The sequence below is a fragment of the Nostoc sp. genome (assembly GCF_036917375.1).
GTDB lineage: Bacteria > Cyanobacteriota > Cyanobacteriia > Cyanobacteriales > Nostocaceae > Nostoc.
Map to the genome: position 1 here is coordinate 105,634 of NZ_JBALDN010000001.1, position 26,223 is coordinate 131,856.

At 41.6% G+C, this 26,223-nt stretch carries 20 protein-coding genes; 9 read left to right on the forward strand and 11 right to left on the reverse strand.

Annotated features, from left to right (window positions below; translation table 11 throughout):
• Window positions 1-118: 118 nt before the first annotated feature.
• The 4 genes from V7K45_RS00465 (at window position 119) to V7K45_RS00480 (ending at window position 3,407) form a co-directional block, all read left to right on the forward strand.
• Window positions 119-1,036, forward strand: a complete 918-nt coding sequence (locus V7K45_RS00465; RefSeq protein WP_334999329.1) for an NAD(+) kinase — start codon at window positions 119-121, stop codon at window positions 1,034-1,036.
• A gap of 303 nt (window positions 1,037-1,339) precedes the next feature.
• Window positions 1,340-2,026, forward strand: a complete 687-nt coding sequence (gene nblR / locus V7K45_RS00470) for a response regulator transcription factor NblR (protein ID WP_334999331.1) — start codon at window positions 1,340-1,342, stop codon at window positions 2,024-2,026.
• Between the two features lie 137 nt (window positions 2,027-2,163).
• Window positions 2,164-2,694, forward strand: coding sequence for a DUF192 domain-containing protein (locus tag V7K45_RS00475; RefSeq protein ID WP_334999333.1), 531 nt, complete (start codon window positions 2,164-2,166; stop codon window positions 2,692-2,694).
• 485 nt (window positions 2,695-3,179) lie between these two features.
• On the forward strand, window positions 3,180-3,407 hold the full coding sequence (locus tag V7K45_RS00480) for a DUF2949 domain-containing protein (protein WP_012410503.1): 228 nt from the start codon (window positions 3,180-3,182) through the stop codon (window positions 3,405-3,407).
• A 334-nt stretch (window positions 3,408-3,741) separates the two neighbouring features.
• On the opposite strand, the gene V7K45_RS00485 is transcribed toward V7K45_RS00480, so the two are convergent.
• From V7K45_RS00485 to V7K45_RS00495, 3 genes are all read right to left on the reverse strand, one after another.
• Complete coding sequence (locus V7K45_RS00485) at window positions 3,742-4,890, reverse strand: pyridoxal-phosphate-dependent aminotransferase family protein (protein WP_334999335.1); 1,149 nt, start codon at window positions 4,888-4,890, stop codon at window positions 3,742-3,744.
• 1,412 nt (window positions 4,891-6,302) lie between these two features.
• Complete coding sequence (leuS, locus tag V7K45_RS00490) at window positions 6,303-8,942, reverse strand: leucine--tRNA ligase (RefSeq protein ID WP_334999337.1); 2,640 nt, start codon at window positions 8,940-8,942, stop codon at window positions 6,303-6,305.
• Between the two features lie 397 nt (window positions 8,943-9,339).
• Window positions 9,340-9,912 (reverse strand): alpha-ketoglutarate-dependent dioxygenase AlkB family protein, encoded by a 573-nt coding sequence (locus tag V7K45_RS00495; protein ID WP_334999339.1) that lies wholly within the window; start codon window positions 9,910-9,912, stop codon window positions 9,340-9,342.
• A 1,146-nt stretch (window positions 9,913-11,058) separates the two neighbouring features.
• Between V7K45_RS00495 and V7K45_RS00500 the strand changes: the two genes are divergently transcribed.
• Window positions 11,059-11,514 carry a gamma-glutamylcyclotransferase family protein gene (locus V7K45_RS00500; protein ID WP_334999341.1) on the forward strand — a complete coding sequence of 152 codons (456 nt, stop codon included), beginning with the start codon at window positions 11,059-11,061 and terminating at the stop codon, window positions 11,512-11,514.
• Window positions 11,515-11,530: 16 nt separating this feature from the next.
• On the opposite strand, the gene V7K45_RS00505 is transcribed toward V7K45_RS00500, so the two are convergent.
• From V7K45_RS00505 to V7K45_RS00515, 3 genes are all read right to left on the reverse strand, one after another.
• The gene (locus tag V7K45_RS00505) at window positions 11,531-12,145 is read right to left on the reverse strand and encodes an anti-sigma factor family protein (RefSeq protein WP_334999343.1); all 615 of its coding nucleotides are present in this window, start codon (window positions 12,143-12,145) and stop codon (window positions 11,531-11,533) included.
• Window positions 12,146-12,311: 166 nt separating this feature from the next.
• Entirely contained in the window at window positions 12,312-12,968 is a 657-nt protein-coding gene (locus V7K45_RS00510) for a sigma-70 family RNA polymerase sigma factor (RefSeq protein ID WP_094352725.1), read from the reverse strand.
• Between the two features lie 365 nt (window positions 12,969-13,333).
• Window positions 13,334-13,486: a hypothetical protein gene (locus tag V7K45_RS00515; protein WP_334999345.1), complete on the reverse strand. Its 153-nt coding sequence runs from the start codon at window positions 13,484-13,486 to the stop codon at window positions 13,334-13,336.
• Window positions 13,487-14,137: 651 nt separating this feature from the next.
• Between V7K45_RS00515 and V7K45_RS00520 the strand changes: the two genes are divergently transcribed.
• Entirely contained in the window at window positions 14,138-14,782 is a 645-nt protein-coding gene (locus V7K45_RS00520; RefSeq protein ID WP_442941938.1) for a L,D-transpeptidase, read from the forward strand.
• A 69-nt stretch (window positions 14,783-14,851) separates the two neighbouring features.
• On the opposite strand, the gene V7K45_RS00525 is transcribed toward V7K45_RS00520, so the two are convergent.
• The 5 genes from V7K45_RS00525 to V7K45_RS00545 all read right to left on the reverse strand — a co-directional run bounded on the left by V7K45_RS00525 (window position 14,852) and on the right by V7K45_RS00545 (window position 20,257).
• A complete protein-coding gene (locus V7K45_RS00525; protein WP_190909652.1) occupies window positions 14,852-15,391 on the reverse strand; it encodes a late competence development ComFB family protein in 540 nt (179 codons plus the stop codon).
• 121 nt (window positions 15,392-15,512) lie between these two features.
• Window positions 15,513-16,448, reverse strand: a complete 936-nt coding sequence (locus V7K45_RS00530; RefSeq protein WP_334999347.1) for a M23 family metallopeptidase — start codon at window positions 16,446-16,448, stop codon at window positions 15,513-15,515.
• A gap of 532 nt (window positions 16,449-16,980) precedes the next feature.
• A complete protein-coding gene (locus tag V7K45_RS00535) occupies window positions 16,981-17,679 on the reverse strand; it encodes a DevA family ABC transporter ATP-binding protein (protein ID WP_334999349.1) in 699 nt (232 codons plus the stop codon).
• Window positions 17,680-17,754: 75 nt separating this feature from the next.
• Entirely contained in the window at window positions 17,755-18,933 is a 1,179-nt protein-coding gene (devC, locus tag V7K45_RS00540) for an ABC transporter permease DevC (protein ID WP_334999351.1), read from the reverse strand.
• A gap of 127 nt (window positions 18,934-19,060) precedes the next feature.
• The gene (locus V7K45_RS00545; RefSeq protein WP_442941939.1) at window positions 19,061-20,257 is read right to left on the reverse strand and encodes an ABC exporter membrane fusion protein; all 1,197 of its coding nucleotides are present in this window, start codon (window positions 20,255-20,257) and stop codon (window positions 19,061-19,063) included.
• Window positions 20,258-20,964: 707 nt separating this feature from the next.
• On the opposite strand from V7K45_RS00545, the gene V7K45_RS00550 reads away from it, so the two are divergent.
• The 3 genes from V7K45_RS00550 (at window position 20,965) to V7K45_RS32870 (ending at window position 26,217) form a co-directional block, all read left to right on the forward strand.
• Window positions 20,965-25,032, forward strand: coding sequence for a hypothetical protein (locus tag V7K45_RS00550; RefSeq protein WP_334999355.1), 4,068 nt, complete (start codon window positions 20,965-20,967; stop codon window positions 25,030-25,032).
• A 143-nt stretch (window positions 25,033-25,175) separates the two neighbouring features.
• Entirely contained in the window at window positions 25,176-25,781 is a 606-nt protein-coding gene (locus V7K45_RS00555; RefSeq protein ID WP_334999357.1) for a hypothetical protein, read from the forward strand.
• A gap of 121 nt (window positions 25,782-25,902) precedes the next feature.
• The gene (locus V7K45_RS32870; protein WP_442941940.1) at window positions 25,903-26,217 is read left to right on the forward strand and encodes a nuclease A inhibitor family protein; all 315 of its coding nucleotides are present in this window, start codon (window positions 25,903-25,905) and stop codon (window positions 26,215-26,217) included.
• The last annotated feature ends 6 nt before the right edge of the window (window positions 26,218-26,223 follow it).

Consider the following 26,223-nt stretch of genomic DNA (forward strand, 5'->3'; position numbering starts at 1 on the left):
AGATATTAGTCCTAAAACTCTAGACTCTGGATATTTGACTCTAGATTAATGACTACATGACGCAAAATGTGTAAGGATTACATAATACAGAGCATCGCCTAAACTTGGATATTTGAGTGTGCCGAAAGCAGGCATTATCTACAATGACGTTAAACCGATAGCGGGCCGTGTCGCTATCGAGTTGAAAGACAAGCTAACCGCAGCCGGTTGGAATGTATGTATCACATCGAGTATCGGTGGGATATTGGGCTACCCTAACCCGGAGAGTCCTGTGTGCCACACCCCCATTGACGGTCTGACACCCCCTGGTTTTGATTCAGATATGGAGTTTGCAGTGGTATTAGGGGGAGACGGCACTGTTCTGGCAGCGTCTCGTCAAGTAGCCCCTTGTGGTATTCCACTGCTAACAGTGAATACCGGCCACATGGGATTTTTGACGGAAACTTTCCTGAATCAATTGCCCCAAGCACTAGAACAGGCAATGGCAGGTGAGTATGAAATTGAAGAACGAGCAATGCTCAATGTCAAAGTGTTTCGGGATGATTCAGTGCTATGGGAAGCCCTATGCCTGAATGAAATGGTGCTACACCGAGAACCTTTGACTTCTATGTGCCATTTTGAAATCGCCATAGGGCATCATGCGCCAGTAGATATTGCCGCAGATGGTGTGATTGTTTCCACGCCTACTGGTTCTACAGCTTACTCTTTGAGTGCTGGTGGTCCAGTGGTGACTCCTGGCGTACCTGTTTTACAGCTAGTACCCATTTGTCCCCATTCCCTAGCTTCTAGAGCATTGGTATTTCCAGATACTGAGTCGGTCAATATCTATCCAGTCAATATCCCTCGGCTGGTAATGGTAGTAGATGGGAATGGAGGGTGCTATATCTTCCCAGAAGATCGAGTATATATGGAGCGATCGCAATATAGTGCCCGATTTATTCGCCTGCAACCGCCTGAGTTTTTCCGAATTTTGCGAGAAAAATTAGGTTGGGGTTTGCCACATATCGCTAAACCGACTTCGGTAGAATTGCCGTAGGGATTGGGCAGGAGGCAGAAGTTTTTGAATTTTGAATTCATTTCTCCCTTATCTTCCCACTCCCCAGTCCCCAACTTACTAATTTCCTTCCAGAATTACGGTATGGAGATGGAATTTGGAGTTAGTTATTAAGATTGCATCCGAGAATTCGATAGCTGACACCTGAACGTGCTAAAACATCCTTAGCAGCGCGTCAAATCAGAATTGCTACATCACTAAAAGCTCGTAATTGCACTTTATAACTGATGTAAAGATTTTCTCTGGAATATCTTGACAATCCCAAATCCAATATCCCAAATTGTTATGACAGTTGCTCAAAGTCCTTGTGTTTTGGTGATTGAAACCGATGAGAGCCTTGCAAATCAGCTTTCTTGCGATTTGCAAGAAGCCGGTTATGAATCAATTTTGGCTCATGATGCGACGAGTGGTTTACAACACTGTCGCGATCGCCAGCCTGCTTTAATTGTTTTAGACCGGATGTTAGCAGGAGAATCAGGACTCTCATTGTGCAAAAATATGAGAAGCACTGGTATGCGATCGCCTGTATTGATTTTAATGGCAAGGGATACAGTTGACGATCGTGTAGCTTGTCTAGAAGCTGGAGCCGATGATTATATCCTCAAGCCTTACCGTTCAGAAGACTTTTTAAAGTTGATTCGCCTCTACTTAAAACCCGATTTGGATACCACGGAGCAATTACGCTTCGGGGATTTAATTTTAGACATAGCAACTCGTCGTGCCATACACAACGGACGACCAATTGACTTGACAATGAAGGAATTTGAACTATTAAAATTCTTAATGGAACATCCCCGTGAAGTGTTAACCCGCGAACAAATTCTAGAAAATGTTTGGGGTTACGACTTTCTCGGTGAGTCAAATGTAATTGAAGTCTACATCCGTTACTTGCGGTTAAAAATCGAAGATGAAGGTCAAAAGCGCCTGATTCAAACAGTGCGAGGCGTAGGATACGTTTTAAGAGAATCCTAGTATACTGTAGCGGTTTGCTTATTTCCGTAGCCTCAGACTGGGAATGCTTTCTTTGGTGCTGCTGCCTCTTACCCAAAGGGTTTTTCTGCCTACAACACTGTAAAATTGAAGTCTAAATTACAAAATCGAAAAGCTATATGACTCGTCGGCTAAGTTTGCTCTCGATAATGCTGAGTATTTTTCTGATGGGTTGTTCCGTGCCAACAACTGCTAAATCTCCTAGCCCCACCTCTGGTTCTAAAACTCCAGCACCAGAAAGTTTAGGTCAAAAACTACCAATTTCTGCTAAAGCTATTGTGCCTAATGGTACAACGATTCAATTAGAGGTAGCGCAGACGCCACAACAGCAAGCGATGGGATTGATGTATCGACCAGCTTTACCAGATAACCAGGGGATGCTGTTTGGCTTCCCTTCAGCACAACCAGTCAGTTTCTGGATGAAGAATGTACCAGTACCCCTGGACATGGTATTTCTACATAAAGGTGTAGTTAAATATATTCAGGCTGCTGCGCCTCCTTGTGCAAGTGAGCCTTGTCCTACCTATGGTCCCAATACACCAATTGATAAGGTGATTGAACTTCGTTCTCGAAGAGCTGCCGAATTGAAGTTGAAAGTGGGCGATATTCTCAAAATTGAGTTGATAAACTCCGGTGCTTTGCGGAAATAAAAACTTGGGTAATTACTCGGTTGAGAGCCTATACGGTCGAAATATATGTTTTTTTTGTAAAAAATGTCACTGTATGTGGTCAAACAGCACTTGTAACGCTACTATTTAAAAACTGTGGTAATAATGTAAAATTCTACTGTCTCAAACCTGAAATCGCAGTCTTCAGGTTTAGTCTCAAAAATATTCCCTTGGGCGTAAGTGTAAATAGTCGCCAATAAGAGAGTATAGGCTATGGAATCTTTATTACTACCTGTGTAATTAAATAAAACACAAAGGTAAATAAGATGAAGCCAATTTAATTAGGTAAAAATACTGATTAATAAGCTAGCAGATGATTTGTATGAGAATTTTTATTTCTCAGACCATCTATGGGAAGCCTTTCTTAAAGGCAGATTAACAAAAACTGTGCTGGGTGTATGGCCGATAACGGCACAGTGACAGATGAAATACTGACTACTGTCTACCGAGTAATGGTGAAGTGATATATGACAATACATTCTGCACAAGGAGGTGAGATACAAATGTCACCATCAAAATATTCCCGACTGATTCATTTTTTGCAAGAAGATTTGGCAATTTCTACAGCATCACTAGCAGTGGCGCTTCGGCATCGGGAGCAAGACCCAGGTCCTTTGGCAATGATTCTTTGGCAATATGGTTTGATTACTTTAGAGCAATTAGAACAGATTTACGATTGGCTGGAGACGGCGTAGACTATACCAATTTTGGCTTGTAGTTTTTAGACTTTGGCTTACAAATTTCTACATGCATATTAACAGAATCACTATTTATGCCAATTTTGGATGATACTAAGTTGCCAAAGTTAGTCTTGTTTGGTGTCAAAGATACAGTGCGACTTTCTTCAAAGCAAATAATACTATCTAGGGCAACTTGGTGTCATTTAGGAGAATTGAGGTATGCCACATCAACTCTACCTTATGCAAAGGTTGATATATAGCTCTCTTGACTCTGACGGTTTCTACTCTATATACAAATAAAAAGAGCGAGTTGATAATTTAACTCGCTCTTTTGATTTAGTACTCAGGATTAAGTAAACACTTGAACTGCTGCTGCTATACCAGCACCAGGAGTAAAGTCTTCGTAGCCAAGTTCTGTGAGGGTAACTTCTAAGGATGCTATGCAGCTAAGGATATCGCGATCGCTCACAAAACCCAAGTGACCAATACGGAAAATTTTATTGCTCAAATGGTCTTGACCACCAGCTAGGGCAATATCAAAACGTTTTTTCATCAATGACCGAATTTTATCGGGTTCAATTCCCTGGGGTGCTACAGCCGTAATCGCCGGACTAGCGGAACTATCTGCTGCGAGTAGGGGTAAATTTAACCCTTTAATGGCCGCACGGGTAGCATTTTTCAGCCGTTCATGTCGAGCAAATATTGATTCTAAACCTTCTTCTTTCATGATTCGTAACGTGGTGTGTAACGCCACGATCAAGTTCACAGGCGGAGTAAATGGAGTTGTATTTTTGGCTGTAGCTTTGCGATATTTGCCTAAGTCCAAATAATATTTCGGTAGCTTCGCAGTTTTGTAAGCTTCCCAAGCTTTGGGGCTGACAGAAACAAAACCCAATCCCGGCGGAATCATATAACCTTTTTGGGAACCGGAGGCAACTATATCCAAGCCCCAAGCATCCACGGGTAGATTGAACGCACCCAAGCTCGTGACGGCATCAACGATAATTAGAGCTTCACCGTGTTCTTTAACGTGGCGGTTAATTGTTTCTAGGTCATTCAACACACCCGTCGAGGTTTCGCTGTGGGTAATGATTACAGCTTTGATTTGCTTTTGGGTATCTGCTTGGAGTTTTTCGGCAAATACTGCGGGGTCTAGGGGTTTTCCCCATTCCACCTTAACTTCTTCTACATTCAAACCGTAGGCTTGACCAACTTCTACCCAGCGTTCGCCAAATTTACCATTAGAGCCAACTAAAATGCGATCGCCTGGAGAGAGAAAATTAATTATTCCCGCTTCGACAGCACCCGTACCACTAACATTCAGCGTCAGCACATCACTTTGAGTTTGGTGCAGCCACTTGAGATTTTCTGTCACCTCTGCCAATATGTTGCTAAATTCACTAGTACGATGCCCAATCGGATGCTTGGCTAACGCCAGTAAGGCAGCTTCTGGCACTGGTGTAGGGCCTGGAATCATCAGCATCAGCTTATCGTTCATGTGTCTATCCTAAAAGCCAAATAAAAGTCAAAATTGTGGGAAGTTGGTTAAGTCTGATAGCAAATCCTAAATATTCATCTACAAATTCCACTCAGATCGTCACCAGCCTTGTTGTATATTTTCCAAATATATAGGAAAAGTATCGTGGGAGTTAATGATCGGTCAGCTTGACCTTTGCAATTTATACCAGACTCCAACTCAGATAAAACCTTTGTTCCAGGCAATCTTACCACACACCTAGACGCCAGGTTAAGGTGTCTGCTCGTAGGCGAACGGCTATTTTAGCCAAGGATGAAACATCTATCTAGATGAGGCATAGGTACGATAAATTCTTAAAATTTACCCATAATCCTCCTCAGTTGCTTTTATAGAAAAACGCGAAATCGTTTTGAACATCGCGGTAATTGTCGGTGAAAAAGTTGTGTTTTGCTTCCATCAAAGAAGTAACTCCCTACACTATACAGAAGACTTGGATGTTACCATTTGCTAAGAGATAGAAGATACCCAACCCAAACTTTTCAATCTATTTGGGTCAAAGATTTGTTCTTGGGTTGCCATTCTCTAAACAATACCTTCGTCTCTGATTTATTTGAGTCAAAATCGCTTCGATACCAATATCCAAGCCTTTTCTAGCTTATTTGATAGCCACTAATTTAACGCAGAAGTTGAGATATCTATGCTACTAATTGCTGCACTTTTTGATACGTACTTAGTGGTAAGCAATGTCGGCGGCGGGTACTAAAAAACTATAAGTTTTTATACTATACTTACAAAATTGCTACAATCGTGCTTAGTCTCCTTAATTACTATTCACGGTGAGTCGTTTTTAACTAGTGTTCAGTTCATAAACTGTCACTCACTAGATCCCCGGTATTCTTACAAAAGAGATATTCTTAGTTAGTGCAAGGAGTGATACCATTTCACCACATGTTTGTCACAAGTTATCCCAGTAATACTCCCTCCTCAGGGAGTGTTGCAGATTTCAAATGTTGCATCAAACGAGTGAGTTGGTATAAGCTTTTACGAAAAAGCGCTTGAGTGAGCAAAACTCTCAAGCGTTTTTTTGTGTATAAATAAAACAATTCTACTCTCTGGACGGCTATATACATGTGTTTAAATACACATGTCTCAGAGCAATAAACTACTGAGAAAAATTGTTACGACATATACTTAACGACTTTATAATTTATGCGTTTCGTCAAAACCTTTTTAAGTAACTGGACGTACCACACAAATTACTTTTCTTTGCAACAGTTTTTTTGCTACTTAAGTACAACATTTCATTACTAATTCGTAGCGAATTCTCTGCGCTCCTACCCGGCGTGAAGACGTTCGCGTAGCGTCTCGTAGAGAAGCGCATCTGTGTTTAAATTTCAACCCTCAATTCGCCACGATTTTACGCAAAGCTGTACTTAGCTAACTACAAAATTTACCAACTTTCCAGGCACCACAATTACCTTTTTAATTTCTTTACCTTCGATGTAACGCTGGGCAATTTCTGATTCACGGGCATATTTCTCCAACGCTGCTTTATCTGCTTGTGCTGGTACTTGGATTGAGCCGCGAGTTTTACCCATAACTTGAATCACTAAAGTGATTTCATCAGCTACTAAAGCAGCCGGGTCAAATGATGGCCAAGTTTGCGTATGAACTGAATCACTTTCACCCAATAAATGCCACAATTCATCAGCAATATGTGGTGCAAATGGTGCTAGTAAAACCACCAAAGTCCGAATACCTTCTGCGTAAATTGGTGAATTTTTACCGTCAGCATCAGTTAAGGCATTACTCAACTTCATCAATTCTGAAATAGCTGTGTTGAATTGATATTCGTCTTCCACATCTTCTGTCACCGCTTGAATCGCCGTGTGAATCGCCCGGCGCAATTCCTTTTCTACCTTAGTTAAATCAGATTGAGCTTTTTTACGGGATACCCCAGCAGCAATATAATCTGTCACCAAACGCCAAACCCGATTTAAAAAGCGGAATTGTCCTTCCACATCGGCTTCATCCCATTCCAAGTCTTTTTCTGGCGGCGCTTTGAACAAGATGAACATCCGCGCTGTGTCTACACCGTATTTGGAAATTACATCTTCTGGCGCTACACCGTTGCCCTTTGATTTAGACATAGTGGCATAGAGACGTTGCAACGGTTCGCCTGTCTGGGGGTCGCGTGGGTCGGCTGAATTTACCAGATTAGAAGGAATCCATTTATCTTTGCCGCCCTTGTTAGGGTTTAGGTAAGTTAAACCCTGTACCATACCTTGAGTTAACAAGCGTTGGAAGGGTTCATCAAAGTTTAACAAGCCTCTGTCCCGCAGAACCTTAGTAAAGAACCGCGAATACAACAAATGTAAAATCGCGTGTTCAATCCCACCCACATACTGGTCAACTGGCATCCAGTCGTTTATTTTACTAGAATCGAAAACCTGTTGTTCATTTTTAGCGTCAGGGAAGCGCAAGTAATACCACGAGGAATCAATAAAAGTATCCATCGTGTCAGTTTCCCGCTTTGCTGGAGTGCCACAAGTTGGACAAGGTACATTTACCCAGCTTGACAACTGAGTCAAAGGTGAACCGCCACGTCCAGTAAATTCTACCTCTTCCGGCAACTGTACTGGCAAATCTTTATCAGGAACTGGTACTATCCCACAGTTGGGACAGTGAATTATAGGTATTGGTGCGCCCCAGTAACGTTGTCGTGAAATCAACCAATCCCGCAAGCGATATTGCACCCGTACTTTACCAAAACCTTGTTGTTCGGCGTATTCAATTATTGCTTGTTTAGCCTCTGTGGAAGAAATACCAGTAAAAGCCCCAGAATTAATTAAAATTCCTGGTTCAGTGTATGCCTGGTTATATTCAATTTGGATAAGTTGAGTGACTTCATCAACATCAGAGGTTGGAGTTAAGTCAAAACCTGCAACATCATCCGGGGAAACGATAACAAAATCAACTGGCAAATCGTAATTTTTAGCAAACTTAAAATCTCGGACATCATGTGCTGGTACACCCATCACTGCCCCAGTACCATACTCATACAGTACATAGTCAGCAATCCAAATCGGCACTTCTTCCCCTGTAAATGGGTTAATTGCCTTACCACCTGTAGGGATACCCCGCTTAGGTTTGTCTTCAGCAGTACGTTCCAACTCACTTTGATTGGAAACCTCTTTAATAAAGGCTTCTACAGCTGCTTGTTGTTCTTTTGTTGTGACGCGCTTTGTTAAAGGATGTTCTGGTGCTAACACTAGATAGCTAACACCATAAACGGTATCTGGGCGTGTGGTGTACACTCCGATTTTTTCATCTATCCCAATGATAGGAAATTCTAAGTAAGCGCCTGTAGATTTGCCAATCCAGTTTGCCTGCATAGACTTGACGCGTTCCGGCCAACCTGTCAATTGATGCAAGTCATTGAGTAATTCTTCGGCGTAGTCGGTAATCTTGAAAAACCACTGGCGTAATAATTTGCGCTCAACTATTGCCCCACTGCGCCAAGAACGTCCTTCGTTATCAACTTGCTCATTTGCTAGTACAGTTTGATCGATAGGGTCCCAGTTTACCGCTGCTTCTTTTTGGTAAGCTAATCCCGCTTGCAAAAACTGTAAGAAAATCCATTGTGTCCACTTATAGTAATCTGGCGAACAGGTAGCAAGTTCGCATTCCCAATCAATAGATAAACCAAGACGCTGCAATTGTTGCCGCATCTGAGCCATATTCTGATAAGTCCACTTTGCTGGTGGTACACCACGGTCAATGGCAGCGTTTTCTGCTGGCAAGCCAAAGGCATCCCAACCCATTGGGTGTATTACCCGATACCCTTGCATTCGCTTGAGGCGGGCAATCACATCGGTAATTGTATAATTACGGACGTGACCCATGTGTAGGCTGCCCGATGGATAAGGGAACATGGAAAGAGCGTAGAATTTTGGCTTGTTGCTAGCTGTCGGTGTTTTATCTAAGCCAAGTTCTACCCATGTTTTTTGCCATTTTTCCTCAATCGCTGCTGGGTTATATCTAGATAAAGAAAAATTAGTGCTTTCAGCCATCTTTATTTCTATAATGAATGCTCAAATAATACTCGAAACACTTGTTTTCAGGATTTTAACCTGAACTATAAGTCTATTTTCGTATCGAGGAACAATGCTCAACAAATGCTCACTTTCTTGTCATTATCTTTCTATCGCCCTTAGTTGCCTAAAGTTATTGAAATAGTATTTTAAATCTACCACAATGCTTACACCATAATAATCCTAGCTATTTTTCTGTATAATTAGTCCATTTTTACTATTCTTATTGCCTTACCACTAGCCGCTTAAAGGGCATTTTAGATACAAATCAGAGTATCTCTAACCATTACGAACAAACAGAAAAAATCCCCTACAGTAGGAGATGCCATAAAATACCATAATACCAGTTAGTTATTGTCTGTGTTTCTAAATCCCGTCAACAAAAATGATTAATTACCCTGAAAGTTAAATTGATTCTTGGTTTAACTCGCTTCGATGTCTTGGGGATTTGATGCTGCCAAAAATGCTGTGTTGCACCTGCCATGAGAAGGAAGCTGCTATCTATTAACTCAATTTCTGTTTTGAAATCCTGATTATGTTTATGCCTAAACATAAACCTTCTTGCTCCGCCAAAGCTAACAGAACCAATTACTGGATTATTCCCTAGCTCTGGTTCAGCATCTGTGTGCCAGGAAATTCCATCGTTTCCATCTCGGTAAAGATTCAGTAAGACGCTGTTAAAGTTAACTTTTGCAATCTCATCAACTTTCTCTTTTACTTTTAGCAGCGTAGGTATCCAAGGTTCTGGGTCAAGATGAATACCTGAGAATTTATATGACATATTGTTATCTCCATACCAAGCAGTTTTTCTTGGTAAGTTTACCTCTTTACCATAAATATTCATCTTATCTTGTCGCCATTTTATTTCGTTAAGCAAGGTTTTAAAAAGCTCATCACTTTCTTGCTGATTGAAAAAATTGCGATAGAAAGTAACCTCTGCATCTGGCATAGATAAAATTTCTTTACACCTAGTCTCTATTGACTCATCTACAACGGAGTCAAACCCAGAAAATAACTTTCCCTGAATTGCATCGCTAGCTGGTCTATTTTTCATAAAATCCTCAAAGCATTATACTGAACTGCCTTTCATACCTTTTAATTTGCCTTATTTGAAATTTTCCAGTGTTTTTATAAAAAATATCTTGAGAAATTGCTTCGTCTGAATAAAAGGATTTTTTAACTATAGGATACTCGTTGAATAAATCATAAAAACTATCTATTCTATAGTTCCTTGCGTTATGATACGGACTTGTACAAATTAAGACGATTTAATCCTGATAAGGAATTAATTATTAGCTGATATAACTTATTTAAATCGAAATCTTCAATATTTAGTATGTTTGAAAATGGATGAATGAATCTTAATGTTGCTATAAATTGAAACAAAGTCACTATAATTTAAGTTATCTATACACTTATTAACTGTTTGGATTAAAGAGTTATTAGATAAAGTTAGCTGTAACATTTGGCGAACAAAGCTATAGCCTCGCCATAATGCAATTGAAGATGGTTCTATTAGTGTAATTGATTCTATTTTAGGGCTGATGCATTTTTCAATAAGATAGTTGATAAAAATGCAGGTTGGAAGCGCCTGTCCGCACCCCAGTCGATAATTTCTACGCTTTTACCTTCTGTGTACTGAAAGTTAGTTGAAGGAAACGCTGCGTAGAGCTTGTGAAATTGGTGTCCGCCGTAGAGAGCAATATACTTATCACATTCCGCTTCTGTATTGAGTTCTTTCCTACCACGATATATATCGACATCTCGCAGAAATGGAAGTTTTTCTATTTTGAATTTGTAAATATCCTCAAAAAATCTAACTTGTATCTGTGCTTCCTGTGGGCTAGAAATGTTGGTGAGAAGCCCTAAGAGTGGATCTAACTACTCTCTTAAGTTGCCCAAATAACTGATGCTGACTAGCTACTTATTATACCTATAATTTCTATGTATGATGTGAGGAGGGATTATTGGTGAAACTTCCGATATTCCTCTTTACATTCTTTTTGTGTCTCTGTAATGAAATTCACTCACTTTTTCGCTATGCTCACACCACGCGCTTAAAATACTTAGTTCTCTGCTAGGAAAATAAATTCAGATGGTTGAACCAAATATAAAACTTTCTGATTTGGTGCGGGTTTTTGTCTACGGCACGCTCAAACCAGGTGAAGCTAACTATAAAAGATACTGTGCTAGCAAAGTTGTTGATGTCAAAACAGCTCTTGTACAAGGCAAGTTATTTGCTCTGCCAATGGGCTACCCAGCGATGACGCTAGGCGATAGCCAAGTTCACGGATATTTACTCTCTTTTTCCAACCCCAAGATTTTAAATGAGTTAGATGTGCTGGAAGATTACCAGCCCAATAGAAAAACGCCAGAAAACCTCTATAATCGACAAATTATTGAGGTTTATGAGCCACAGTCGCTCTCTTATAGTTGGGCTTGGGTTTATTTAATGACTCTAGAACAAGTTGAGCAATTAGGAGGTTTACTCCAACCTAGCGGCTGGTGGAGCGGCTGTGGTTTAACCCCAAAGTACAGTTACGATTTGTAAAATTTTAACTTTGCGATCAGTTGATGTCCTGTTTGGGGTCGTGTCGTTGCGGCTGAACCTGATAAATTGAATTTTCTGGAGAGGCTACTGCTGCTTTCGGAATTTCAATTACCGGGTTATTTAGTCCCACCATCAGCGGCGAAGGGGGAACTATAGACGCTGAGGAGGTTTGTATAGGTTCTCTTTGTGGTCGTTGCGCCAGTTGCGGTACCATCGAACCACCACCAACTAAGCCAGATATTGCGCCGATCGCACAAGCAGCAACAGCTGCACCTGCCGCTATCCAGTTTAAACGGGAGCGGCGGCGCAAACGTGTCAATACTTGCTGAACTGTTTCTTCTGGCGACTGTTGGGCTACTGGCACTGGGAGCGTCCGCAAACCTTGGCGCAGCTTTAACAGTCGGGCATACAAACATTGAACTGAGGCATCATTTGCCAGCCATTCTTCTACTTGCTTGCGTTCGGTGGCTGTGACTTCACCATCGAGGTAAGCACTCAATAACTCGAAGCGATCGCGCTTCACCATATCCATAAGACCCGTTGATTCATTGGTATGCTTGGCCATTCCATCTGACAAATCTTGAGGAAGTTGCAAAGGAGAACGGTCGTAAAACTGAGAATCAGTAGTCATCTTAACATTATTACCAATTCATACACGGGTAAACTGGGCGGGGATTTTGGGAAAATTAGCCAATTTTCCTCCTAAAGGCAGAAACAATCTACGTCTTTCTAGTAATTTTTAATCTATGCTTAAATTCTGCCCAATGGCAGAAGCAAGATACTGTAAATTAGAAAAATTAGGAGTCTAGATAATTCTGCAAGTGGGCTTGCAGCCTCGATCTAGCTCTGGCTATTCTTGATTTCACAGTTCCTAGAGAAACTCCAGTGATTTCAGCAATTTCTTCATAAGCCATGCCTTCGATTTCTCTGAGGACAATGGTAGTACGAAAAACTTCTGGTAAATCCGCGATCGCTTCCCGCAATTGCTCGTAAAATTCTCTAGTTGTCAGTTCTTCCTCTGGGCCTGGGGTATCGCCAGCGATTTCCCAATCCATCTCGCCGTCCTCTAAGGAACGGGGAGCATCCAGTGACAAAGGACTCATCACCCGCTTGCGTTTCCGTAACTCGTCGTAAAACAAGTTGGTGGCAATGCGGCTTAACCAGCCCCGAAATTTAGCAGGCTCTTGTAATCGGTTAATGTTCCGATACACTCGAATCCAAACTTCTTGAGCCAAATCGGCTCTGTCAGGCCAATCTGGAGCTAAGTGGTATAAAACTCGATCGACTTGACTTTGATAGCGGCGTAATAGTTCCGCAAAGGCAGCACGATCTGGTCGCAGTCCGGCTTGACAGCGCAAAATTAAATCGTGGTTAGGGAGTTTGTCAACTTGCACTGATGCTTCTGGATACTTTGCATCAACCGTTGACCAGGATACAGTAATCGATTGACTCATAGATCGTACTGGCTCTAAATCATCCCTATCTATTAGACCTGCTAATGGAACAGAAGTTCCATGCTCAGGTGACGGATTTATGACTGGAACACTGAAGCATACAATTTTGGATACATTTATAGCAATAAGCAGAGCCACTTTTCCTTATACTGCTCCCATAGTTACCTAAGACCGATCGACGAACAAAGGCGCGGTGTAATGCACATTTTAGTACTTTTAGCAACTGGGTATATACGCTTGATCGAGATAATTAAATTTAGCTATAAAAATGAAGATAAAATTTTGTAATTCTAACTTCTTCATACCTTTAAAATTTGGGTAATAATTTCTGGAAGTTAGGTTGCTGTGGTTGCTAAGATGGTGATTTAATTTTTTGATTTCGTTACTAGAATAGTTGCTGATTGTTCTGGTTGTGACCCGAAGGCAGCACTAGAGTTATGTTGCTCTGGTACGCGAACTTGAAAAAATAAATTGAGGGAAAATGTAATTGTTACCGCTAGCAATAGTTTTTCAAACATGGTTTTTCATCCACCTACACCATTAATGATTGATTGCTACATTTCAAGAGTTCCACCAAAAAGTCCGAGGAGAGGCTTACGACCCTCAAAATTTTTGAGGAATAAGGTTGCTTACTTGGATTTTTGCCGTTGGGACAATTTGTATAGTCTTAGTTTGCCCAGAGGTGTTGGCAGATTTACAACAGAAATGATAAGTATTGATAAATTTTTGATAATCGGATGATGAACTCATTCAATTGCTCGGCTGGATATGTCAGGGATAAACAATAGGCGATGGCAATGGTAAGAAACGAATCTGTAGGGCGTATGGTAATGCTGCTTTGTTTTGGCACAGCATTTTTATCCTTAGCTGTCCATTGGCGCATTAGTACGGCGGAACGGCAGTATGAGAAGTCTGCATCTACTTCGATGCGGCGAGATTCTACCCGAACTAATCTTAAGGGAAGCCGCCCAGAGGGAGTCTACAAGAATCTTTCTCAAGTGAGTTTGGGGGAAATTGCGCTGGGTGGATCTGTGCCACCTGATGAAGTTGCCCAAGGCTCTACTGTCCAGAGGACGTTTACACCAAAGTCCTCTGCTATTAAACCTAAAACTAAATCAAAAATAATTAAGAAGAATCTAGCTAAAATAACTACTCTTAGGGCTTCTAAGATTAAGTCGCAAATAATTAACAAGAATCTAGCGAAAGCAACTATTCGTAGGGCTTCTAAACTCAAGCCTTCTACCATTAAGCCTCAAACTAAGCCCCAAATTATTAAGAATAATGTAGCTAAAGCAAATGACTTACCAACTCCGCCGCAGCTGGTAGCGCAAGTAGAAAGACAAAATCCAGTTGCGGATAGTTGGCCAAAAGGTCTGTGGTCTAAGGCTTCAGCCCAACAAGTACCATCTAGTAGGCTGGCAAATGTCAAGACGCAAGTGGTGGTTGATTTAAGCGATCGCCGCACTTATGTATATGCAGGAGAAGAGGTGATCGCCAGCTATCCGATTGCTGTCGGCAAGAAAGGTTGGGAAACGCCCACTGGTTCTTTCCAAGTGATCCACATGCGACACTATCCAATCTGGCGTCACCCGATTACTGGCAAAGTATTTGAGCCTGGTACGGATAGTCCCTTGGGAGATAGATGGATTGGTTTTTGGTCAGATGGACGGAATGAAATTGGCTTTCATGGCACGCCGGATATCGACCTGGTAGGAACGGCTGTATCCCACGGCTGCTTGAGAATGCGTAATTCTGATGTCCGATTGTTATATGAGCAAGTGAGTTTAGGGACAAAAGTGTTAGTACGTGATTAATTAGTTAAGAGTCATTAGTCCTTTGTCCTTTGTCTAAAACAAATGACTAATGACTAATGACTCTTAAAATTATAATTTTTGCTCAAAGTTAGGTGCGTATGTTTGGAGTAAAGCACTAACTTGGCGTACAACCTCGTTACCAGTATTTTTACCCAAGGCTTGACGTTCTGGGAAGAAATTGGGTCGATCGAGATAACGATTAATCGCCTCACTTATTTGTTGAGAAATTAAGTCTTGCAGTTGTGCCTGAGCCGTTTGGCGCTGAAAATTAGCACCCTCTTCTGTAGTAGCATACAAAGGTGGTAGCCGATTGAGAGCGTAAGCGGCAATATCTCCAACATCTAAAGAACTTTCGCTGGTGGCTTCAATTTCTGCGACTCGTGCGATCGCTTCCGTCAGCACCAATTCTTCCATAACGTTAATGAATTGTTTGCGAGGTACCGCCACTACCTCACCAGTCAATAGCGCACCCATCAGCCGATCCAACGCCATATACTCTTCAATTGAGAGTTCTGAGGCGTTATCACAGATTCTACCGACTTCTGCTTCCATTGCTGGTGTCAAATAACCATCCTGGAGAGCTTGTTCTACAATTTTTTCGATACTCATAACGCTTATCATCATTTATGTTGGCAAAGCTTGGTAGGGACGGTATCAATCCAATTTATTTTGCCTAATTCTCAGCAAAAAATACACAAATTATGCAAAGACAAGATCAATTCTGCCTCTACTAGTTAACAACCTTAGTTCGCCAAGGTGTTGGATCGACAGATTGTCCGTTGACGTACAGACCCCAGTGTAAATGTGGTCCCGTGGCTGCACCTGTTGAACCTACTGCACCAATTAGTTGACCAGCTTTCACAAAATCACCTTCTTTAACGTTAATACGACTCAGGTGCATGAAAATACTGGTTACTCCTTGACCGTGGTCAATGCCAACTACGTTACCGTGTATCCGAAACCCTTGGGATACCCTACCTACCAAAGCAACTCGCCCAGCGGCTGGGGCAATTACCGGCGAACCGGCAGCACCAGCGTAGTCAAGACCACGATGATAGTAGTCTTTTGCAAATGTACCATTATAGTAGCGACGTACACCATAGTTTGTACTCATCCGCCCTGCATTTGGCTTCAGGAATACTCCATTCCAATACTTTTCTGGTGTTTGTAGCGCCTTAAAAGCTGCCACACGCTTGAGTTCATACTCTGTGGCATCCACTCCGGCTTTGCCAGGTGGCAAAGTAATGCGTTGCACGGGGAATTTGCGATTAAGCACATTCACTGCCAAGTTTTGCACTTGACCATCCCCAGCAACCCGGAGTGTTCTAGTTCCAGCTTTTTCTAATGGAGTTGTGGGAACAAATGCCCGATACTGATTGGGTGCAATTTTAAAGGCTGGGTATGTATTCTTTCCACTAGCTACTGTTGGATTTGTACCATTCTCTGGATTATCTAGATTAATCTGCACCGAGAGTGTATCCCCTAATTTAGGATTAGTTGGAATCACCTTTACTTGCAAAGCATCTACAGGTAATGCTAAGGCGAGGGGGAGAACAGCAAATATTCCCTGTAACACATTTATTGCACGGCAATTGGCTGTCAAAGTTTTGACATCAAAACCGAGCAACTTTTTGTTTGAACTACTAGCGCTATTCTCAATAATCATAGAACTACAAAAACCCTTGCTTGTATTGGAAAATAGATTAGCTTATTATCGCTAGTGTTTCCTGTTTGAAGCCGATGTTGTTGTCAACCATAAATTTTCGGAAATTCTCCAGGTATTTATGGATTGCAAGGGCGAATCATTTTATCTGTAATTTTAGGAAATTGGTCTTGACTCTAATAACCAAGGTGTATGACATTGGCAATGAGCATAAAATTTAACTGTGATTACATAAATAATACTTGAAGGAAATCTCGGAATCAACTGGACACTTTTTCAACTGGACACTAATATCACATTCTTAGGTTGAAATTGGTATAGGGAAATTACTTAAACTAGGTAAGTAAGTCAACGAAGATAAATTAAACTATATACATACCATTCGGAAATATTTTAAAATTTACTAAAATTTACTGAGAATAGCGGTTTAGTCACCAAAAAACTATGAGATTGAGGGAAAAAAGTGAGTCTGCCACGCCACACTTCAGATTTACTTTATAAATTAACTCTGAATCAGGGAATACGCTAATTAACTTTAGGCTGATAGTATTACTTTTAACTTGAGTCTGCCATCTTCCATCTGAACTATGCGATCGGCAATGTCGAGGATGCGGTTGTCATGAGTAACCATCAAGATGGTACAGCCTTGTTTTTTTGCCAGTTTTTGCATGAGATTGACTACATCTCGTCCCGATTGACTGTCAAGGGCGGCGGTGGGTTCATCCGCGAGAATTATTTGAGGATGACTGACTAAAGCACGAGCGATCGCTACTCGTTGTTTTTGTCCCCCAGACAGGTTATCAGGGTAATAATGCAAATGATTTCGCAATCCTACTTGCTCTAACATTTGGGCCGATCTAGCTTGCATTTTTTTTAACCCAAGATGTTTGTGCAATTCTAAAGCCATTTTGACGTTTTGGAGTGCCGTTAAACTACCATGCAAGTTATCTCCTTGGAAAATATAACCGTTATGGCGTCGTGCTTGCACTAGTTCTTCAGCACTAGCACCACAAAGTTCTCGTCCCAACACCTGCAAACTACCAGATTGGGCAGAACGCAATCCACCCACTAAGGTCAGTAAGGTAGTCTTTCCAGAACCAGAGGGCCCAGTCATGATAATAATTTCACCAGCATTAATCTCTAAGTTGATATTACATAAAACTTGCTTGCGGAGTGAGCCGTGACCAAAGTGGTGGTCGAGATTTTTAATAGAGATGACGGGTTTGCTAGTCATAAATAGCTCGATTATTCGTGATGATTGTCATTTGTCCTTAGTCCTTTTGAGTAACAAATGACAAATGACAAAGGATTAATTCCAAAAAATATCAGCAGGGTCGGTGGCTTGGAGTTTACGGGTGGCGATCGCACCGGAAATTGTACACATAATGATGGTCAGTACTAATACCTGCAATGCCCGAATCGCAGTCATGTATATGGGCAAATTTGTAGCACTACGAGTCAGTTGATAAAGCACTAAGGACACTCCCAATCCGGGAAAGAAGCCCAGTGCTGCTAATATCAACGATTCTTCAAACACCACACCTAGCAAGTAGTAATTGCGATATCCCATTGCTTTAAAGGTGGCGTATTCTCGAATGTGGGCATTAACATCGTTAGAGAGAACTTGATAGACGATGATCGTGCCCACCACAAACCCCATCGATACACCCAAACTGAAAATAAACCCAATTGGGGAATTTGTTCTCCAAAAATTATTTTCAAATTCAATAAATTCGGCGTGGGTGAATACTCTGACATCATCTTTGAGGTAGGCTTTGAGCATTGCTGCTACTTTTTTCGGTTCATAGCCTGGGTTCAGAAGAATCAAACCTAGACTGACACTGCTCGACTGTCGCCCAGAAAATAGCCGCAAAAAGTTTTGATCGCTGGTAATCAGGTTGCCATCAAAGCCAAAAGAAGCCCCGACTTGAAACAAGCCACTAATGGTAATTGTGCGCCGTTCTATTTCAGTAGTCAGGGTTTTACCTCGATCAATTTGAGCGATCACTTTTTGATAATCTCCTCTTGCACCACGATCGAACAAGACGGTATCCGGCAGTTTGATCGCTTGCAATTGCTGGTTAACATCTGGTAAGGCAAAAGCTGGCTTGTCTGGGTTAAAGCCGATTACTAACACCCCCGTTTCACGGTGTGTTTGGGGATTTTTCCAGATTGTATTGTTGAAATACATTGCTTGGGCTGACTTTACCCCTGGTATATCCATTGCTTGGTAAAGCCGCCGCCGAGAAAATGTAGACAAGCTTGCTAAGTTACGGGCTTGGGGACTGGTTAAAACAATGTCTGCTTGCAAACTGCGATGTAGTCTGGTGTTACTGTCATACAGCGCAGTCTGAAAACCTAGCTGCATGAACATGAGAAGATCCGCAAAGGCAATGCCTGATAATGCCACGAAAAGACGGCTTTTTTCATGATTCAGTTGCAGCCATCCTAGAGGGGTTCGCCGTTGCAGTTGTTTGATCAATCCCATAATTAGGTAGTCGGGGCAGGGGGGCAGGGGAGCAGGGGCAGCAGGGGAGCAGGGGAGAAGTAGCAGTAAGCCTTTCCCCTCTGCCCCTCCGCCCCTCTGCCTCTTCCCCATGCCCAATGCCAGATTTTCACAATTCAATTACTGCCTTAACTTGCATATTGGTTAAGGTGGCGGCTTTTTGGCTGGAGGCTTCATCTAGTCGGATGTGGACTTCTACTACTCTGTTGTCGATATTGCTGACGGGATCTGTGTTGATGACATTCTGTCGTCGCACTTGTAAGCCTTTGCGATCTACGATTCCCTGCAATTCAATCGGGAGGTTATCACCAAAAATTCGCACTTGCTGCCCTGAATGTACTTTGCCGATATCGCTTTCGTAGACTTCGGCAATGACATACATCTGGTTGGTTTGTCCAATATCTGCAATGCCATCATTTGATACTAATTCTCCAGGATGGGTATGGATCTCAAATAACTGTCCATTTTGCGGCGATCGCACTACAGCTTGTTCTAGATTGACTTTTGCCAGATTCATGGCTGCTACGGCACGATTGACTTCTGCTTGGGCGGCTTCTACATCCACTCCACGCACTTCGGCGATTTCATCGAGTGTTGCTGTGGCTTGTTTAACTTGTTGCTGACTAGTTGATTGGGTACGATTTAACTCTGCCTGGGCTTCTTGTAGACTTTTTTGGGCGGTTTCCAAATTTAAACGCTTGCTATCCTTTTGCGAGGCGGAAATTGCACCTTGTTGATATAGTTGCTGATAGCGTTCGTCTTCTGCTTGGGCGTTACGCACTTGGGCTTGAAATCGCTCAATTGTCGCGGCTTGGGCATTAATATCACCTTGGCGTTCGGCTTCTAAGCGAGCGATCGCAGCTTTTTGGGCGGCAATTTCACCGCGTTTAGCGCCTGCTTGGGTGCGGTTTAGGTTTGCTTGAGCTACTTTTACTTGTTCTTGCGCCTCTTTGAATGCTGCTTGGAGGCGATCGCGGCTATTTAAAATTGCGATCGCTTGTCCTGCTTTTACCCTATCTCCCTCCTTTACCAACAACTTTTCTACCCGGCTTCCTTCCGCAGACACCGCAGCAGAAAGTTTAATTACCTTTCCCTGTGGTTCGAGTCGCCCTAAAGCTGTTACCGTTTTTAACTGTGGCAATTGTGTTGCTGGCACTTGTGCCTCTTGATTGGCATAATTTTGCCCACGTTTTACTATATAAAAACTTATTCCGCCAACCAATAAAGATATAGTTATACCTATAGCAACGGATGGACGCAGAATAGACTTAGGGAACGTTCTGTACCCTAGCTTTGAGTTTCGCACCATAGATTACCTCTTAACTAGTGGCGCAGAAAAAAGAATAGATTAGGCTTTTCTCCGTACTTATTTGCTAATTCCTACTTCTTGAGTCAGTGATTGTTGATTTATCACTTCCAAGTCCATAAAATAATTTGGAAATTATTGAGATTTTACTTAGATAAAGTGATTTATCTGGCTAGGATAACAACGAATATCTCTAGCGAATTAGAGGTTTATGTTTTTAGCAAACTACTTTTATTTTATGAAAGTACTCAGGTATAGTAAACGGTTTTAAATTTCCGGGTTGTAACAGCGCCAACAATCATAATCAAATTAAGTAAATAACAAAAAATATTTGGTGTGATTACGAGCGGTGGAAATTTATATTAAATTTTGATGATAATAGCGTTTACCAATCGTATTAGGTACATCATATTCCCGACCTCGCTTGCCTACGGTGTATACACAAGTCTGAAATAGTTTACTCACCTGGTTTTCGTATCAGTTTTACCCCACCCTAACCCTCCCCTTGCAAAGGGGAGGGAACTAGATTTCTTTTCCCCCCTTTCCAAGGGGGGATTAAGGGGGGTAATTTGACTTGTGACTAGCAGTGTGGGATTTTTGTACCTCATAAGGGACAAGAACCGCTATAATCCCATTCAAAGGTTAAAACGAAACATTAACCAAACCGCATTGTGACACCTGTAGCTTGCAATTCTCACAAATAAAAATTGCAACAGTCAGTAGCATTGCAATTAGCCGTTGCCAGTTTCCAGCAGACACCGCGAAGTCTTTTAGAAGTTCTAGTTAATAGCCCTGATGCACAGGTAGCAGAAGCAGCAAGTTTGCACGTAAATTTGGCAGCAGAAATAACAGACGGGTGGCAGCAAGCAGTTGATGATATCCTGCAACAGCGTCAGCTAGGGCAAAACGACCGATTAGCAGTAGAACTACTCAAAATCGGGCCTGTACCTCCTTGCTTTTTAAGCGAATGGGTTCCATCTGAGCGACTAATTCAAGGATTGCGAAATCCTCAAATGCCCTTGCGTTATCGGTTGCAATTATTACAACGGCTATCACAGGAACCAACTTTAGAACCAAGGTTACAGGTAGCAGAGTCGCCAGAAACGCCGTCAGCAGTGTTGGAACAGTTGGCGGGTGATTTGGAATTACCAGTCCGGTTGGCGGTGAAATTTAATCCCAGTTGTCCACCACCATTAATTGAACTCGTGGAAGGACAGTATGCCGTTGCATCTGACTGGAATACTGGTAGCGAACAATTAGCAATACTGGGGCAGAGTCGTTGGGCGTGGGTGCGGTTGGCTGTGGCGCAAAATCCCTCAGCGACAGCAGAGACGCTGATGCAGTTGGCTGGGGATGCGGTGTACAAAATTCAGTTAGCGGTAGCGAAGAATCCAGAAACAGCCGCAGATGTGTTGGCTGTGCTAGCAGAACATCAAGATAAAACGATACAAGCAGCTGTAGCAGAACATGAGAATGCAACGGAAGAAATATTGCATCAATTATTTTCAACTCAACAGCATCTTTTAAAAAGAAGGAAAAATTTACCAGCTAGTATTTTAGAGCGGGTTTTCAACGAACTAGCGACAAACCAGCCAATTTGGAAAAATAAGGAACTTCGTTATTTTTTATTAAAACAACCAAACACACCAACAAGGTTTTTGGCTGAGTTAGCAAATATTGATTTAGAAGCACTAAGAGCGGAAAAACTAGAACAAGAAAGAAAAGCCGGCTCAACGCCAGGAATATCTGAAAAATGGGTTCAGGATGAGATTGGGTTTCTCACTGATGTTGCCGAACATCCGCAAGTTTCGGTGGAGATTTTAGAACAATTGGCACAGTATCCCAATTCTCATGTCAAGCTTGCTGTTGCCCAAAATTCCCAAACTTCTGAACAAGTAAAACTACGGATTTTATCAGAGTTGATACTTTATGCGGAGGACAATATTAAAGTCGAAATTGCCAAAAATCCCGAAACACCAGTGTATGTTTTAGAGGCGATAGGGCAAAATGAGTCTTATCGCACCAAGCTTTTACGGGAAATTCGACGAGTTTTAGCTTCTGAGTATGCTGTTAATGCTAACTCCTTCAATTCCACTGCTGATAAATTCATGTCTGATCTTAAGCATCAGACTTTATATCCTAATAATATTGTTGTTAATGTTGAACAGTGGATGAGACTTTTTGAAAGTCCTGATTTTCTGGAGGTAATGACAAGAACTTTAACTTACGAGGATACGAAAAATGAACTATCTCTATTGATGAATAGATTTTTATCTGAATGGACAGAAATGCTTTCTGGACTATCGAATCAACTACAAGAACAAGTAGTTACAAATATCGTAACTATTTTGGCATTAATTAACAGTGGTGTTAAAAATAACTCAAGAAACCGCTCTATAGCTGTAGCGTTAGTTGGCAATCAAAATACTCCAGTTTCTTTACGGAATCAATTAACTAATCAGCTTAGAAGACCATCAATACCACTTACTTCTCATGAGAGTGACTGCGACTTGTTTTTAGCACTTGTTTATAATCCACAGATTCCAGCAGCAGAACGCAGAGAGTATTTTCAGCAACTTCTTTCTACAAATTGGAACAATATTCAAGAAGGAATTGCCAGAAATCCAAATACTCCATCGGAAATTATAGCTCAGTTAATGACTCGCCCTGGTGTAGGTCGTCAAGCAGTTTCTAGAAACCCCAATGCACCCACCGAGGCACTAGCAGAATTAGCCCAGGACAGCAATAGCACAACCCGCAATTGGGTAGCTGAAAATCCTGGGACTCCGACTAATATTTTGGTGCAACTTACCAGACAGCCTGTAGAGAAAACAATTAATAATATTTCAACTGTACGTGAGACTGTACTGAAAAATCCTAATTTTCCTTTCCTTGAACGTTATTGGTTGTTGCTGGCTATAGAGGAGGAGCAAGAAACTGCAAACGCTCATCAATTAATGGCTCGTCGCACTAATAGTTCTTATGCTTTGGCGCAGGTTGTGGAAAAGGGAGATCAAAAAGCTAAACTAACCGCAGCACGTAGTAACCAAACTCCGATTCAAATATTAGAACAACTGGCAAAAGATGCAGATGAAACTGTGCGTCAAGTTGTTTTAGAAAATGCCAATTTACCACTCCATAGTTTACTCGATCTGGCGCGAGACAAAAGCTTAAATGTACGTTTATGGCTTCTCCATAAATCATCTCATAATAAAACACCAACGCCTATTCAACTATTAGAAATGCTAGCGCAAGATGAATCTGAGCAAGTCAGAGCCAAAGTTGCAGAACATCCCGATTCATCTGTTGAAATTTTGACGCGGTTAGCCAACGATACCAGCCGTGAAGTCAAATCAAGACTGACTGCTAACCCCAATACTCCTGTCACAATTCTCACTCGCTTAGGATTAGAAGAAAATCTCGTAAATCAACGCAATCCCAATACACCAGGAATTGTGCTTGCTCAGGCGGTTAAAAGCATGAGTAGCAAAAATCTTGCTGATTTTATTAAACATCCTGTCAAAGGTTCACAAATGCCTGCTGAAACTTTGTCACAGTTAGCAAGTCACACCGATAGTTCAGTGCGTTATCGAGTCGCATCTCACCCTAATACACCAGCCACGGTTTTAAGACAGTTAGCTAGAGACTCTTATGTAGCTACAGTTCGTGCTGTCGCCAGTAATGCTAATACATTTCCTGAAACTTTGGAAGTGCTAGCTAGTCACCCAGATTTTACAACTCGTTTGGAAGTTGTTCGCAATCCCAACACACCGCCTCGCGCACTTGCTGAAATTGTTCTGAGTACCCAAAATTCAGGAAATACGCCAAATCAAACAGTGGATATGCTCAAAAGTGCATTTCCCGGCAATCATAATGATGTGTTGCGTTTAATAGCTGGTAATCCTCGCACACCTATTGAGGCATTGGAGATTTTAGCAAGAAGAGAGTTTATTGGTGCAACACCCGATCCGCAAGCGTTTATGCCACCTACAACCAACGATGAGATAGTGCGATCGCTTGCATACAATCCCAGCTTAACACCGCAATTGCTGGGTATTCTTGTCCAAGATCCTTGTGTAGAAGTGCGTGTTTGTTTAGTTCGGCATCCCAATTTAACAGAGGCTTTGTGGTTGCGTTTGGCAGAAGATACAGAAATATCCGTGCGTGAAGCTGTTGCGGCTATAATCAACGCACCTGTTAGCGTTTTGGAATTACTGGCGCGAGATGAACAAGTAGAGGTGCGAATCAAAGTAGCGACTAACCCCAATACACCAATTACTGTTTTACAACTTCTCACAGGTGACGAAAACTCCAGTGCCCGCACTGCTACGGCTAGCAATTCTAACCTACCTGAAACAATACTGACACAACTGGCAAACGATGAAAAAGTCGAAGTCCGCCGCGCAGTTGCTCAAAATCCCAACACCCCTGCACCCATCCGCGAAAGCCTCCGCGATTTGATTGTACAACCCACCACCCGCCAAACTAGTTCCACCTTGCGCGGACTCAACCGCCTCTACAACCCCAGCACTGATGATTTAGTAAGTACACTTGCAGAATACGCGAGTTCGGAAAATGCCTTTGTGCGGTTTGTGACACTCCTCCACCCGCTAACTCCCCATGAAGTGCTGACTCAAGCAGCGCAGTCTGCATCCTGGCTGGAACGCTACGCCGTTGCTGATAATTCTGGAACTCCAAGCGTTTTACGCCAGCAACTTGCCCAAGATAGCAACCGGATTGTCCGCGCAGCCGCTAGAGTTAATACTAATTCGTAAGTTGAATACTACATCAATGATGTTGATAAGATTCTTGGTATTCTGTTGCAACCATTTCAATCTGCTTTGCTACAAGCATCGTTATGATAATAATCGCAAATTTATCAATCACATAACTGTAATTAAATGGCACTTAATATACTATGCACACTGAAACAGAACGCATTTTTGGATCTCTACAAGTTCTTGTTGAGCCTTACTTAACTGTTCGTTTACCAGGTCATGAAGACGGCGGTACTATTGTTCCATTTGTTTGGGACGTATCTGAACAAGGAGAATTTAATATTATCAATCTCTGTCTGGCTAATGGTTGGCTACAGCTTACAGATGTAGATATTATAATTAAAAATTGGCAAGAATTGGAATATCTGGAATTTTTTCCCAAAATCAATTTAAGTTTGCTAGAGAAAAATATTAGAAACAATAAATTAGCAGCTTTATTTCAGTTTTTGCAGACCAATTTACAAGAATTAGAATCATTTAGATTCAAGAAAGTTTATTATCCTACATCGTCTTTTGTAATTGGGAAAACAGAAGAAGGTAATTGGATTTGTATTTGTCCAACTGTTTATACAGAAACAGGAATTCCGCAAGAGCTAATTTCTCGTTCTTCTCTATCTCAATCAACCTCTAGTCAATTATACGGCAATACGGTTCAGTTAAGGGTTATTGGTGTAGGTAATTGGTCTTTAAGACGCGATAAATCGCGTCTCTACATGAGGGTTTTGGGCTTATCTGAACCGTATTGAATTATACGGTCAAAACACACTAAATTTCATTTCACAAATTGAAGCAATTACCTCAGAAATAGGCACAATTTCCTTAGAAGGTGAATTTGGTGGTGGTTATTACTATAGCTACGATCATCAAATTGTTTATGGTGTTGCTGTATCTAAAGAACTAGCATTTGAACAGGCTTTTCAAAAGGCTAGACTTCTAGAACTAAAACAATTTCATAGCTTTTATACTGATAAAAACTACTTAAGCGACTACTATGAGGAAGATTATGAAGAAGTTTATGCAAAATATGAGCAAGTTAATAAATTTTTTAACCAGAGATTTCCTGAAGTAATTATGTATAGATTCAGTTTTTTTACTCAGGAACATATATACATAATAGGTCAAAGTAACCCTGGAGATTGGGTTGGACTATATCTAAAAAGTGAATTTGTTTACAATCCCTAGATTTTT